Source organism: Acinetobacter sp. AOR01_HL (assembly GCF_027855455.1).
GTDB classification, from domain to species: Bacteria; Pseudomonadota; Gammaproteobacteria; order Pseudomonadales; family Moraxellaceae; genus Acinetobacter; species Acinetobacter baumannii.
Genome location: NZ_JAKTIM010000035.1, coordinates 43061 through 56420 on the forward strand (window position 1 = coordinate 43061; position 13360 = coordinate 56420).

Annotated in this window: 12 protein-coding genes; 6 read left to right on the top strand and 6 right to left on the bottom strand. The window is 40.7% G+C overall.

What is annotated here, in order from left to right:
- Positions 1 to 16 precede the first annotated feature (16 nt).
- From MKL62_RS10455 to MKL62_RS10480, 6 genes are all read right to left on the bottom strand, one after another.
- Positions 17 to 1189: an MFS transporter gene (locus MKL62_RS10455; protein ID WP_123090728.1), complete on the bottom strand. Its 1173-nt coding sequence runs from the start codon at positions 1187 to 1189 to the stop codon at positions 17 to 19.
- A 64-nt stretch (positions 1190 to 1253) separates the two neighbouring features.
- Positions 1254 to 2096, bottom strand: a complete 843-nt coding sequence (locus MKL62_RS10460; protein WP_000081482.1) for an IclR family transcriptional regulator — start codon at positions 2094 to 2096, stop codon at positions 1254 to 1256.
- A 109-nt stretch (positions 2097 to 2205) separates the two neighbouring features.
- Positions 2206 to 3411 carry a 3-oxoadipyl-CoA thiolase gene (locus tag MKL62_RS10465; protein ID WP_000930809.1) on the bottom strand — a complete coding sequence of 402 codons (1206 nt, stop codon included), beginning with the start codon at positions 3409 to 3411 and terminating at the stop codon, positions 2206 to 2208.
- A gap of 14 nt (positions 3412 to 3425) precedes the next feature.
- The gene (locus MKL62_RS10470; RefSeq protein ID WP_005128924.1) at positions 3426 to 4949 is read right to left on the bottom strand and encodes a 3-hydroxyacyl-CoA dehydrogenase; all 1524 of its coding nucleotides are present in this window, start codon (positions 4947 to 4949) and stop codon (positions 3426 to 3428) included.
- A gap of 61 nt (positions 4950 to 5010) precedes the next feature.
- The gene (locus MKL62_RS10475) at positions 5011 to 5772 is read right to left on the bottom strand and encodes an SDR family oxidoreductase (protein WP_033523719.1); all 762 of its coding nucleotides are present in this window, start codon (positions 5770 to 5772) and stop codon (positions 5011 to 5013) included.
- Positions 5773 to 5801: 29 nt separating this feature from the next.
- Positions 5802 to 6590 carry an enoyl-CoA hydratase gene (locus MKL62_RS10480; protein ID WP_000116914.1) on the bottom strand — a complete coding sequence of 263 codons (789 nt, stop codon included), beginning with the start codon at positions 6588 to 6590 and terminating at the stop codon, positions 5802 to 5804.
- Positions 6591 to 6901: 311 nt separating this feature from the next.
- Between MKL62_RS10480 and MKL62_RS10485 the strand changes: the two genes are divergently transcribed.
- Genes MKL62_RS10485 through MKL62_RS10510 form a run of 6 tightly spaced genes read left to right on the top strand, consistent with a single transcriptional unit; the run spans position 6902 to position 13356 of the window.
- A complete protein-coding gene (locus MKL62_RS10485; protein WP_005128921.1) occupies positions 6902 to 8059 on the top strand; it encodes an acyl-CoA dehydrogenase family protein in 1158 nt (385 codons plus the stop codon).
- Between the two features lie 55 nt (positions 8060 to 8114).
- Positions 8115 to 9398 (top strand): MFS transporter, encoded by a 1284-nt coding sequence (locus MKL62_RS10490; RefSeq protein ID WP_002011956.1) that lies wholly within the window; start codon positions 8115 to 8117, stop codon positions 9396 to 9398.
- A 47-nt stretch (positions 9399 to 9445) separates the two neighbouring features.
- Entirely contained in the window at positions 9446 to 10114 is a 669-nt protein-coding gene (locus MKL62_RS10495) for a 3-oxoacid CoA-transferase subunit A (RefSeq protein ID WP_000608703.1), read from the top strand.
- Positions 10114 to 10767 carry a 3-oxoacid CoA-transferase subunit B gene (locus MKL62_RS10500; RefSeq protein ID WP_000116039.1) on the top strand — a complete coding sequence of 218 codons (654 nt, stop codon included), beginning with the start codon at positions 10114 to 10116 and terminating at the stop codon, positions 10765 to 10767. The genes MKL62_RS10495 and MKL62_RS10500 overlap by 1 nt, the downstream gene beginning before the upstream one ends.
- A 36-nt stretch (positions 10768 to 10803) precedes the next feature.
- Positions 10804 to 12120, top strand: coding sequence for an outer membrane trimeric porin-like protein DcaP (gene dcaP / locus MKL62_RS10505; RefSeq protein ID WP_000733486.1), 1317 nt, complete (start codon positions 10804 to 10806; stop codon positions 12118 to 12120).
- A gap of 18 nt (positions 12121 to 12138) precedes the next feature.
- Positions 12139 to 13356: an MFS transporter gene (locus tag MKL62_RS10510; RefSeq protein ID WP_005128919.1), complete on the top strand. Its 1218-nt coding sequence runs from the start codon at positions 12139 to 12141 to the stop codon at positions 13354 to 13356.
- Positions 13357 to 13360: the final 4 nt, after the last annotated feature.

Genomic DNA, 13360 nt, shown 5'->3' on the forward strand with positions numbered 1-13360 from the left:
AAGATCAGCACAAGTTTTAATTGTGCTGATTTTTTGCATCACTCACACAATAATAAAGACATAAAACGGCAAAAATTAAGCCTAAAATACAGACGCCCGTCCATCCGAAGTGTTTCCAAGCATAACTTCCCGCCGTTGTGCCTAAAGCGCCTCCAGCAAAGTAACCTGTCATATAAATCGCGTTAAACCGCGAACGTAGTTCTTGATTAAGTTTAAATACAATACTTTGGTTGGTGACATGTACAGCAGAAAGAGAAGCGTAGAGAATAAGTAAGGCAATAATATAAAAAGCAAAATGGTAGGGTAAAAGTGAAAACAGAACCCAACTTAATATAAGGCCAACGCCGCAATAAATTGAAATTTTATGGATATAGCCTTGGTCAATAAATTTACCTGAGAAATTGGCAACGAACGTCCCTAATACCCCAACAAAACTGAAAAGGCCAATGGAAAAGTCGCTAAAAAAATAGGGCGCTGGAGCTAGAAGCAACGACATGGTGGTAAAGGTTAAACTCACACAAGCAAATGTAAAACCACCAATATAAGTTCTGGTTCTTAATCGTCGACTTTGAATAAAAATCTGTGGAAGAGAGCGAATGGTTTTCGCATAGTTTTCAGATTTAGTCGGTGGAAATAACCCGATATTACGATGCAAAATAAAGGCAATCACAAGTAACAGAAAACCACTGACCAGATAAATAATATTCCATGCAAAAAGTGTAGACATCAGTCCAGAAAGGGAGCGGGCGAGTAAAACTCCCATCATGAGCCCGCTCAGTAGGAAGCCAACGACACGGCCGCTTTGTTGAATTGGAACCAGACTTGCAGCAAGCGGTAACAACAGTTGGGCTGCACTAGAAAATAGACCAGTAATGATAGTGCCAAGCAGTAAAAGATAAATATTGTGCGAAAAACCGCTAATAATTAATCCACTTGAAGCCAATAACATAAAGATAAATAGCAGCTTACGCTTTTCTAGTATGTCCCCTAATGGCATTAAAAAGAGTAAGCCACAGGCATAGGTGATTTGGGCTAGAGTGGGCACCCATGCTGTAGTTGTTTCAGTTAAATTTAGACTTACACTAATTGAATGAATAAGTGGCTGACTAAAATAATTTCCACCTGTACAAATGCCTGCGGCAATTGCCATTAAAATAATGGTTGGGGTATAGAGTGCGTTTTTCATCATGCCTATAGTCATAATGAAAGTGGAACTTTAATCAACACAACCATGACTGTTTTAAGCAAGATTGTTAGTGCGTTTCATTCAAAGCATCTTGAATATTGTGCACCATGTGGATTAAACGTGGTCCAATTTCACCTTCAAGTTTTTCCGGATTTAAATGAAAACTTGGCGCACCACAGTTAAAAACATAAAGACCGTGTTTAGAACTAACCAAAGGTACAGCCACCGAGTTCACTTCTTTATGCCACTCACCTAACGACAAACAATATCCATAATCTTGATAATCACGGAAAGCTCGTTCTAAAGAGCGTTTTATGGCTGGCCAGTTTTCGGGGTTCTTTTGTTTTAGTGCATCAAGTAGAAAGTTGCGTTCACGTTCAGGGGTCGCAGCTAAGCATGCTCGGCCCATTGAACTGCTATGCAGTGGTAAAGTCGAACCAATTGGACGGCGCATATTTAATGCAGTTTCAATTTGCACAACATCGATATACACCATATTTAAGCGATCACGCGTTGCCATCGCTACAGGCGCTTGAACATACTGGCTCATCTCTTCCATATATTGATGAGCAATATTGCGAATCGAGATGTTAGATAATGCTGCATATCCTAAAGATAAGACACCAATATCTAATGTATATTTGGTCGAGTTAGGCAATTGTTTTAAATAGCCTAACGACACAAGGGTATTGGTAATACGTGCAATGGTCGGTTTAGGTAAACCTGTCATTTTTGCTAATTCTTGGTTGCCAAGCACCTGATTATTTGCAGAAAAGCATCTTAAAAGTTCTAAACCGCGCGCTAAAGAAGCAATAAATTGCGGGTTATTTTCCCGATGTATATGCGAAATAGGATCTAAACGTATCTCATCAAAATTTATTGGTTTTTCAGTTTCCGTGTTTTGAGACATTCGATCCTCAAATATAATTAAAGCAATAGTTTTGCCATTATATTTCGCTCTGCAAAATAAATCCATTCATCACTGCGCTGTTGTGATGAATGGATATCGGGTTCAATGGTTATGAAACGTTTTCAATCACCATCGCAAGACCTTGACCTACACCAATACATAGGCTCACCACGGCATATTTCTTCTTACGGCGAATTAACTCGCGCGCTACTGTTAACGCAAGACGAGCGCCTGAAGCACCAAGTGGATGACCAACAGCAATCGCACCACCGTTCGGGTTCACACGTGGGTCATTAAAATCAACATTTAAACCTTTTAAACAAGATAAAACCTGTGAAGCAAAGGCTTCATTAATTTCAATAATATCCATATCATCTAAAGTAAGGCCAGCACGCGCAACTGCTTTTTTAATGGCTTCGATCGGACCTGCACCCATAATGCGTGGCTCGATACCAGCTGCTGCAGCGGATAAGATTTTTGCCATTGGTTTTAGACCATATTTTTGACCCGCAGCTTCTGAACCAATCAAAAGTGCTGCTGCACCATCATTAATACCTGACGCATTACCAGCTGTAACCACGCCACCTTCAAAGAGTGGTTTTAACTTTGTAAGCGCTTCAACAGTTGAGCTTGGGCGAGGGTGTTCATCTTCAGAAACGAGTTTAGGGGGCAATTTTTTGCCTTGGAAAACCTCAATTGGTGTAATTTCATCGGCAAAGAAACCTTCTTTTTTGGCTTTTTGATATTTGGCTTGTGATTGGGCTGCAAATAAGTCTGCTTGCTCGCGGCTAATCCCAAACTCGGCCGCAACGTTATCGCCTGTTTCAGGCATTGAATGTCCGCCGTACTGCGCAATAATTTTTTTATTTGGAAAGCGAGAGCCAATGGTGGTGTCATAAATTTTTGCATCACGGCTATAAGCACTTTCCGCTTTACCCATCACGAAGGGAGCACGTGACATACTTTCTACACCACCGGCAATATACAGTTCGCCTTCACCACAAGTAATAGCACGTGCTGAATCAATTACCGCACCTAAACCACTCGCACATAGGCGGTTTACTGTCTGGCCCGGTACAGTAACAGGTAAACCAGCAAGTAATAATGCATTTCGTGCCACATTACGACTATCTTCACCCGCTTGGTTAGTGTCGCCTAAAATCACATCTTCAATATCAGCGCCCGGTACACCAGTTTTTTCTAGTAGTTTTTGAATGACAGTTGCGGCCAAATCATCAGGACGAATTGAGGCAAGTTCACCTGCATGACGGCCAAATGGACTACGTAAACCATCATAAATATATGCATTTAACATTGAGAAATTCCTTTTCAAGACTCATGAGTAAAAGTAAGAGGTAAGTGGAGTGCGACTCGACGCTGTAACCATGGACTAGGGCGGTAACGTGGGTCATGCGTAAGTGCTGTTATACGGTTTAGAATGAGTAAGATTTTTTCGCTACCGACTTGATCGCCCCATTCAATTGGGCCAAATGGATAGCCTAAGCCAAGACGTACCGCGGCATTAATATCATCTACAGTGGCAATATTTTGCTGGGCAATATCGCAGCCTAAATTAATGACCATTGCTAAAACGCGTTGCGCAACAAAGCCAATACTTTCAGCAATCATGCTCACCACATTTCCATCTAGATTGAAAATAGAGTGAGCTGCTTGACGATATTCAGGTTTGGTAACAAGTGAAGGCATTAAGGTACGGTGCTTTGCAATGCCATAAAGCATGTCTATAGCAACAGCATGTTCTGGATTAACCCCAAGGCGAGTAGCCGCTTGAGTGGTATCTTCACCGTAACAAGCAAGTAAACATAAGCTATCTGTTTGTGGTTCAGAATTGGTGTCTAGGGTAATATTTTGCTGAGTTAAATAATCTTCGAGCTGTTTTTTATCGTCTAAGAAATCGGCAGCGATCCAAACTTTTGGATATTTTGCTAAACGCTCTACAAACTTCGCAGGTTGTTCACCTGTTTTTGAACCAGTTTCATAGTTATAAAAACCCTGATTAACTTTACGTCCAAGTTGTTTAGCATCTAGCATTTGTTTGGTGAGCGGGTTTGGTTTGTAGCGGGCTTCTTCATAGTACTGATGATAAATCGACTCCATAACTGGATGCGAAACATCAAGGCCTGTTAAATCGAGTAATTCAAAAGGACCCATTCTAAATCCTACGCCGTCACGTAAAATTCGATCAATTTCACTGATATCACAGACATTCTCATTTAAGATTTTGAGCGCTTCGGTGCCATAAGCTCGGCCCGCGTGATTAATAATAAATCCAGGGGTGTCCTTCGCTACAACAGGGCGATGACCAAATGCACGAGACAGATCGTTTAAAGCATCAATAATAAGTGGGTCTGTTTTTAAACCACGAATGACTTCGACCACTTTCATGAGTGGAACGGGGTTAAAAAAGTGATAACCCACAACACGCTCAGGCTTTTTGCAATTTGCAGCAATGGCTGTAATAGAAAGAGAAGAGGTGTTTGAGGCTAAAATAGTATTATCCGAAACAATATCTTCAAGCTGCTGCATCAAGCTTTGTTTGATATCGAGACGTTCAACAATTGCTTCTACAATCAGGTCGCAATTTTTTAAATCTTCAATTTGATGAGCAACAATTAAATGGTTGTTTGCCGCTGCTGCTTGCTCAGATGTAATTTTATTTTTGTCGACTAACTTTTGAAATGTAGCAGCCAGTTTTTCTTTAGCCTGTTCTGCGGCGCCTTCTTTGGCATCATATAAATAAGTGGTATGACCTGACTGTGCAGCAATTTGAGCAATACCACTGCCCATAACACCTACACCAATCACAGCCATGCTTTTAATATCATAAGTCATGTCGATCATCCTGATGATTAGTCTAAATTTGAAATTAAACGGAAAAATAGGGTTGGGTGATTTAGCTTAAGGATTGTTTATCACCATCAATTGGTAAGATTTGTCCTGAAATTGAGCGACCACTGTCTGACGCTAAAAATAGGCATAAATCTGCAATATGCTTTGGATTGACAAAATATTTGAGCGACTGATTTTTCAGTGCATTTTGAGTCACTTCTTCAAGTGAGGTCTGCGCTACATCGGCACGGGCCTGTAATACGCGTTGAACCCGATCACCATCGACTGCACCCGGAAGAATAGCGTTAACTCGAATATTATCTGCACCAAGTTCCATAGAAAGTGTTTTGGTAAAACCAATCAGTCCCCATTTTGAAGTGGAATAGGCCAATCGATATGGATAGCCTAAGCGTCCGGCAATAGATGACATATTTATAATCACGCCTGCCTGTGCTTGCTTTAAATAGGGAATGGCTAACTGGGTAATTAAAAAAGTGCTATTCAGGTTTAAATTAATCACCGTGTTCCAATCTTCAAAACTTAGCTCATCTGCTGCAACGGTTGGGCCGGAGATGCCTGTGTTATTGACTAAAATATCAATACCGCCAAGTTTCTGAATTGCTTGGCTAAACATCAGTTTAATTTGTTCATGATCAGCTAAATCACATGTGTAGATATGCAAATTTGGATAATCTTGTTGAAATTGTTCTAGGCTTTTAGCATTAATATCGCAAACAAAAACTTCATCCTGATTGTTTAAAAAAACTTCAGCAATGCATCGTCCAATCCCTGAACCACCTGCACTAATCAATACTTTTCTGGCCATTTTCATTCCTTTGTTATTATGGTTTTAAATTATTTACCTTGATACGACGGCTTACGCTTTTCGATAAAAGCTTGAACGCCTTCATTTTTATCTTCCGTAGAAAACAACAACTGGAATGCTTTTCGTTCTAGAGTTAAGCCTGCATTTAATGGAACATCTTCGCTCATAAGCGCAACTTCTTTAATTTGTTGCAGGGCTATCGGCGGCATTTTGGCTAGGCTTTGTGCCATTTGAATTGCAGTTGAAATGGTTTGGTCATCTTCTGTGACTTGTGAAACAAGACCAATCAAATAAGCTTCTTCGGCTTTAACCATGGCGCCTGTCATAATCATGCGCATGGCATGGAATTTACCCACAGCACGGAATAAACGTTGTGTACCGCCAGCACCAGGCATTAAACCAACTTTAATTTCCGGCTGGCCAAATGTTGCGCCTTTACCTGCAATAATAATGTCAGCGTGCATTGCAAGTTCGCAGCCACCCCCTAATGCATAACCATTTACGGCAGCAATCACGGGTTTAGGGCACTGGGCAATCGCATTCCAATAACGTTCTGTATGACGCAATAACATTTCTGTGGAAGTTGCGGTTGCCATTTCTTTTAGATCTGCACCTGCGGCAAAGACTTCTTCACCGCCTGTGAGCACAACCGCATTGATCTCATCGTTAAAACTTAACTCGGTAAAAGCTTGTGCGAGTTGTTTGCGAACTTCACCGTTTAAAGCATTTTTTGCTTCTGGGCGGTTAATTTTAACAACCGCTATTTTTTGAATAGAAAAGTCGACTTCTACGAAATTATTCCCTGTTGACACACTCATTTTTGAATTCCTTGTTTCGCATATCAAAACTATATTCCTTTTATGATGCTTATTTTGGAATTTATTTCAAGTCTTATTTCTTTTAAGAGCGTAGTTGTTATCTTTTAAAAGATCTAACTTATTGATATTACGTATTGGTCTAATTTTAAATTTCGTTAAACGAAATTAATTTTCAAAAAAGCTTGAAATTTGTATTTTTGTTCTCGTACTATGAAACACATCCGCAGTAAACAAGATTTAAAACATGGTATCCAGATTAGCTGGAGATGGCTGATGGGTACGATGGAAATACATAAAAAGGGAGATCACAGATGATCCGTGATGAAGGGATGTTGGAGCAGTTACTTTCAACAATTCGAGATTTTGTAAAAAATGAATTGATCCCTCGTGAAAACGAAGTGGTAGAGAAAGACAAAATTCCAGATGACATTGTGCAGCAAATGCGTGAGCTTGGTTTGTTCGGTCTTACAATTCCCGAAGAATATGGTGGCTTAGGCATCACTATGGAAGAAGAAGTCAGAGTTGCATTTGAACTTGGACAAACTTCACCAGCTTTTCGTTCTTTAATTGGTACCAATAACGGGATTGGCTCAAGTGCAATTTTGATTGATGGTACAGAAGAGCAAAAGCAGAAATATTTACCACGTTACGCAAGTGGCGAAATTATTGGTTCATTTTGTTTAACCGAGCCTGAATCTGGTTCTGATGCTGCCTCTTTAAAAACCAGTGCAGTAAAAGACGGTGATTTTTATGTATTAAACGGCACCAAACGTTTTATTACCAATGCACCCCATGCTGCAACTTTTACCGTAATGGCTCGAACGAATCCTGAAATTAAAGGGTCGGATGGCATTTCAGCTTTTTTAGTTGAGGCGAATACGCCGGGCATTACGTTGGGCAAAATTGACCAAAAAATGGGGCAAAAGGGCTCACACACCTGTGATGTGATTTTTGAAAATTGCCGTGTACCTGCTTCTGCACTGATTGGTGGGGTAGAAGGTGTCGGTTTTAAAACGGCCATGAAAGTGCTTGATAAAGGGCGTTTGCATATTGGTGCCTATAGCGTGGGTGTTGCCGAACGCATGTTAAACGACGCATTGCACTATGCGATTGAGCGTAAGCAGTTTGGTCAACCTATTGCAAACTTCCAGCTTATTCAAGCCATGCTTGCCGACTCAAAAGCCGAGATTTATGCAGCTAAATGTATGGTCCTAGATGCAGCTCGCCGCCGTGACAATGGCGAAAACATTAGCACGGAAGCATCTTGCGCAAAAATGTTTGCGACCGAAATGTGCGGACGTGTTGCTGACCGCTGTGTACAGATTCATGGTGGTGCGGGCTATATCAGTGAATATGCGATTGAGCGTTTTTATCGAGATGTGCGTTTGTTCCGTTTATATGAAGGAACCACGCAAGTTCAACAACTTATTATTGCCAAAAACATGATTAGGGAAGCTACAGCCCAATAAAAAATCAAATGCCATGAGGCATGGGATGCCTCATGTTCCTTCTGAGGATATGGACATGACAACAAAGACTGTTACAGAGAATATGAGTAGCACTGAAGCTATTCAAACACCAAAAAAGATTTGGATTACAGCTTTTATATTCGCTTTTTTTACACTTTTATGTGACGGGGCCGACTTAGGTTTTTTGGCATTAAGCCTCACTAGTCTTAAAGCAGAGTTTCATTTAACTGGTGTGCAAGCCGGAACATTAGGAAGCTTGACACTATTTGGTTCGGCCGTGGGTGGTCTTATTGGTGGTTGGGCTTGCGACCGTTTTGGTCGGGTCCGCATTATTGTTTTCTTTATTGCTTTTTCTTCGATATTAACCTGTGCGCTAGGCTTTACACATTCTTATATGCAATTTGCAGTTTTAAGAACAATAGGCGCCATGGGCTTAGGTGCACTTTATATTGCCTGTAATATCTTAATGTCTGAGATGGTGCCAACCAAACATCGCTCGACTGTTTTAGCTACTCTCATGACGGGGTACACCTTAGGTTCTTTACTCGCGACCTTATTAGCTGGACATATTATTCCTGAACATGGCTGGCGTTTCCTATACTGGATTGCAATTACGCCTGTGGTTTTGTCAGTTTTGATGCACTTTTGTGTACCTGAACCTGAGTCATGGAAAAAAGCCCGTCAACTAAAAGCGCTAGAAGTCGCTCAAAGTAACCAACCTAAAAAACGTCAAAATCCATATCTTGAGATTTTAAGAGATAAAAAACATGGAACCATGTTTATTCTTTGGATTATTAGTACTGGTGCCTTGCAATTTGGTTATTACGGGGTAAGTAACTGGTTACCTGCTTATTTAGAGTCTGACCTTGGCATCAAGTTTAAAGAAATGGCGATGTATATGGTTGGTACATTCCTAATTATGATGTTTGCCAAAGTAATTGCAGGGATCGTTGCCGACAAATTAGGACGCCGCGCTGTATTTGCTTTCGGAACCATTGGTACAGCCTTATTTATTCCAGTGATTGTTTACTTAAATACACCAACCAACATTTTATGGATGATGCTGTTTTTCGGTTTCCTTTACGGTATGCCTTACGCAATTAATGCCACCTATATGACAGAAAGCTTCCCGACTTCTATTCGAGGCTCGGCAGTGGGCGGTGCTTATAACATTGGCAAAGTACTTTCAATTTTCTCTCCATTAACAATTGGTTATCTATCGCAAAACGGTTCTATTGGTTTAGGGCTCTTGGTGATGGCTGCAGCTTATTTTATCTGCGGTGTAATTCCATTGTTATTTATTAAAGACCGATTATTTAACCCGCAAAAGGCAGAGTGACAGATCAATCTGTCACCTTAAATTAAGGATGAAAAGGGACAAGTGAGATGATAAATAAAATCACCAGTGACATTGAACCGATTTTAAAAGCTATTCCTGATGGGGCAACCATCATGACAGGCGGGTTTGGTGTGACGGGGCAACCTGCTGAATTAATTGAAGCCTTAATCGATTTAGGAAAAAAAGAACTCACCATTGTAAATAACAATGCGGCCTCTGGTGATCGTGGTTTAACAAATCTGATTATTGCTGGCTGTGTTAAAAAAATGATTTGTTCTTTTCCGAAATCTGCTGGATCAACCGTTTTTCAAGACTTATATAGAGCGGGAAAAATTGAGTTAGAACTGGTTCCACAAGGTAATTTGGCTTGTCGTATTCAGGCCGCAGGTGCTGGTCTCGGGGCTATTTTTACTCCGACTGGTTATGGCACTAAAGTTGCCGAGGGTAAAGAGACCCGAACCATTAACGGTAAAAACTATGTGCTTGAATACCCACTTGAAGCTGATTTTGCACTGATTTATGCCGATAAAGCCGATCGCTGGGGCAATTTAACTTACCGCAAAGCAGCCCGTAATTTTGGCCCAATTATGGCAAAAGCTGCCAAGACCACGATTGTTCAAGTGAATGACACCGTAGAGCTAGGAACGCTTGACCCTGAGTGCATTATTACACCAGGAATTTTTGTTCAGCACGTTGTAAAAGTAGGAGATATCTAATGTCAGTTCAAAAGCGTTCTCGTGAAGATATTGCTAAACTCATTGCCAATGACATTCCGGAAGGTTCTTATGTCAATTTAGGCATTGGCTTACCCACCAACGTTGCTAAATTTTTGCCAAAAGACAAAGAAATCTTTTTACATTCGGAAAATGGGGTTTTGGCTTTTGGTCCACCACCACAACCGGGTGAGGAAGATCAAGACTTAGTGAATGCCGGAAAAGAACTTGTTACTTTGTTAGACGGCGGATGCTTTATGCATCATGGCGACTCATTTGACATTATGCGTGGCGGCCATTTGGACATTTGTGTGATCGGTGCATTCCAAGTTGCGGTAAATGGAGACTTGGCAAACTGGCATACTGGTAAAGCAGATGATGTGCCGGCAGTTGGCGGTGCTATGGATTTGGCAGTCGGTGCAAAAACGATTTATGTCTATATGGAGCATGTCACTAAAAAAGGTGAGCCCAAAATTGTAAAAGAACTGAGCTATCCAATAACGGGCGAGCAGTGTGTAAACCGTATTTATACCGATTTATGCATTATTGAACTCAAAGACCAAAAAGCTTACGTCAAGGAAATGGTAGACGGCTTAACTTTTGATGAATTACAGGCAGTCACTGACTGTGAATTAATCGATGCACGTGTAGCCTAAATACACACGGAAAAACGCTTCTTTAAGGATTAAAAGATGAAAAAATTAATTTTAGCTGCAGCTTGTGCTGCGGCTTCAGGGACTATTTTTGCAAATTCTTCAGATACCACAGAACAAAGAATTAATTTGCTAGAAACTGAGCTGCAAAAATTAAAAGCAGAACTTGCTGCTCAGAAACAAACTCAAAATAATTTACAGGTCAAACAGGTTAAGATCGAAGAGAACATTGAAAAAACTAAAGCAACGGTAACAGAAAAGCCAGTTGCTCCTTCATGGGTCACTTGGACGGATAACGTCAAGGTTTACGGTATTGCCCGTATTGATGCAGCGGTCGATTTTAAATCATCGCCTGATTCGGGTGGTAGAACGACCAGCAGCCTGTACCGAACACCTTTTGAAAGTGAAAAACGTTCAAACCATGCACGCTCTGATGCCATGATTAATGCAAGCCGATTAGGTGTTTATTTTAATAGCCCAAATAAAGCGGTTACAGGGAATATCGAGGCCGATTTCTTTGATAGTTCTAACATGGGAACGGGGGATGGTAAATTCCGTATCCGTCACGCATTTTTTACCTATAAAGACTGGACCTTTGGTCAAACATGGTCACTCATGTCTAATATGGAAACCCGTACAGAAGCTGTTGATTACACCCAATTTGTGGGAACCTCTTATACGCGTACTCCTCAAATTCGCTATGACTGGAAAATTGATGCCAATAATGATTTAAAAGTAGCTTTGGAATATACAGGTTCGAGAGTATCGGCATTTCCAACTTTAACGGGTCGCTATACCTTTAAACAGGGTCCTTTAACAGCACTTGCTCAAGGCTTTATAAATGAAAAATCTACAGATGTCGCAACTGCCACGGTGAAGAAAGTAAGCTGGGGTGCAGGAGGCGGCTTAAAATATCAACTCACGCCACAGCAATCGGTGCAGGCAAATTATCAATATATTGTTGGTGATCAAAAATTTATGCCGTATACCACCCAAAGTGGTTTGGCAAATTCAACAAATTTAAATGCCGCGGGTGATTTTTCTTTAAACGAAGACAAAACAGATTTGGTTATGAATAAGTTGAATAGCATCAATATTGGTTATTCATATAAATTTAATGAGCAATGGCGTGCAAACTTATCGGCTTCAATGTTTGATTATGATGACGACACGGCTTATGCCAAACTCAACCCAGACGCCAATAAGCGTTTAACTGACTATGCAGCTAACGTTTTCTATTCACCAATTGAGCAAATGGATATTGGGATGGAATATCATCAAGGCAAACGAGAAGTGTTTGATGGCAGAACCGCTGATGTATCACGTGTAAACTTTGTTTCGATGTATAAATTTTAAAATAGGGCGTAGTTAAAAATGGAAAAAATAGTTGAGCCCAATGCAGAAAATATACTGTCAAAAAGCTTTATTTTTATCATGGCAATGACATGTGGAATTTGTGCGGGTTCAAACTATTATAACCAGCCCTTAATCTATTCGATTGCTGAAGCATTAAAAGTTAATGCCGATCAAGTCGCTTTAACTATTGTGATTAGCCAACTGTCCTACGCAGTTGGCCTTTTTATATTGGTTCCCTTAGGCGACTTTTTTGAAAAGCGAAGTTATATTTGCTTGCTCATGTGTTGTACGGGGCTTGCACAAGTAGGGCTATCCTTAAGTCAAACCTTGCCAGCTTTATATGGCTTTACCTTTTTAGCGACATTCTTTTCGATTGCGACTCAAGTTTTGGTTCCTTTTGCCGCAGGTTTAGCCAGCCCGAAAAAAAGTCCTCAAGTTGTAGGCACTCTCATGAGTGGTTTGTTCTTGGGAATATTATTGGCACGCTCTATTGCAGGCTTACTTTCTACAGTCTGGTCTTGGCATGCGGTTTATTTAATTAGTGGAATTGTCATTTTGGTGTTTGCTTGGGTAATGTGGGTGAAGTTGCCAGTTGCGCGTAAGTCTCACCAACTCAATATTCTACAGATTTATAGTTCATTATTTTCATTAGCAGCTCACCAGCCTCATTTACTACGCCGTGGTTTGGCAGGGGGGATTGGCTTTGGTATTTTGGCTCTTATTTTTACCACCATGACTTTTATTTTGGCGAATGAGCCTTATCACTTTAACGATTTCCAAATTGGTTTATTTGGAATTGTGGGCTTGGCTGGCGTATTTGCGACTCCTTGGGCAGGTAAGAAAATTGCAGCAGGTCTTGAAAATAAAATTGCAGTGATTTGCATGGGATTATTAATGAGTGCATGGATACCCCTATTTTTTGCGCAGCAGTCTCTGGTTGCCTACGCTGTTGGTGTGATTATGGCGTACTTCGGTTTGTCAGCATTTCATGTGCTTAACCAAAATTTGGTCTATCGAATTTCGGCCGAGGCACGTTCCCGTATTAATTCAATTTATATGACCTTATATTTTGGCGGAGCCGCCTTAGGTTCTTTTATTGCGGTGTATGCTTGGAAACATTGGGGATGGGAAGCATGTGCAGCCTTAGGTTTAGCGATGGCAATGTTAAGTTTCTTGATTGATCGCTTAGATTTTTATGAAATGAACAAGATAGCAAAGCAAGAAAAAGCTCCATAAATAG

What these genes read in the sequence shown, in the direction of transcription:
- MKL62_RS10495 (WP_000608703.1), top strand. Translation starts at nt 9,446, where the DNA reads ATGATAAATAAAATCACCAGTGACATTGAACCGATTTTAAAAGCTATT.
- MKL62_RS10510 (WP_005128919.1), top strand. Translation starts at nt 12,139, where the DNA reads ATGGAAAAAATAGTTGAGCCCAATGCAGAAAATATACTGTCAAAAAGC.
- dcaP (WP_000733486.1), top strand. Translation starts at nt 10,804, where the DNA reads ATGAAAAAATTAATTTTAGCTGCAGCTTGTGCTGCGGCTTCAGGGACT.
- MKL62_RS10455 (WP_123090728.1), bottom strand. Translation starts at nt 1,189, where the DNA reads ATGATGAAAAACGCACTCTATACCCCAACCATTATTTTAATGGCAATT.
- MKL62_RS10475 (WP_033523719.1), bottom strand. Translation starts at nt 5,772, where the DNA reads ATGGCCAGAAAAGTATTGATTAGTGCAGGTGGTTCAGGGATTGGACGA.
- MKL62_RS10490 (WP_002011956.1), top strand. Translation starts at nt 8,115, where the DNA reads ATGACAACAAAGACTGTTACAGAGAATATGAGTAGCACTGAAGCTATT.
- MKL62_RS10470 (WP_005128924.1), bottom strand. Translation starts at nt 4,949, where the DNA reads ATGACTTATGATATTAAAAGCATGGCTGTGATTGGTGTAGGTGTTATG.
- MKL62_RS10480 (WP_000116914.1), bottom strand. Translation starts at nt 6,590, where the DNA reads ATGAGTGTGTCAACAGGGAATAATTTCGTAGAAGTCGACTTTTCTATT.
- MKL62_RS10460 (WP_000081482.1), bottom strand. Translation starts at nt 2,096, where the DNA reads ATGTCTCAAAACACGGAAACTGAAAAACCAATAAATTTTGATGAGATA.
- MKL62_RS10485 (WP_005128921.1), top strand. Translation starts at nt 6,902, where the DNA reads ATGATCCGTGATGAAGGGATGTTGGAGCAGTTACTTTCAACAATTCGA.
- MKL62_RS10465 (WP_000930809.1), bottom strand. Translation starts at nt 3,411, where the DNA reads ATGTTAAATGCATATATTTATGATGGTTTACGTAGTCCATTTGGCCGT.
- MKL62_RS10500 (WP_000116039.1), top strand. Translation starts at nt 10,114, where the DNA reads ATGTCAGTTCAAAAGCGTTCTCGTGAAGATATTGCTAAACTCATTGCC.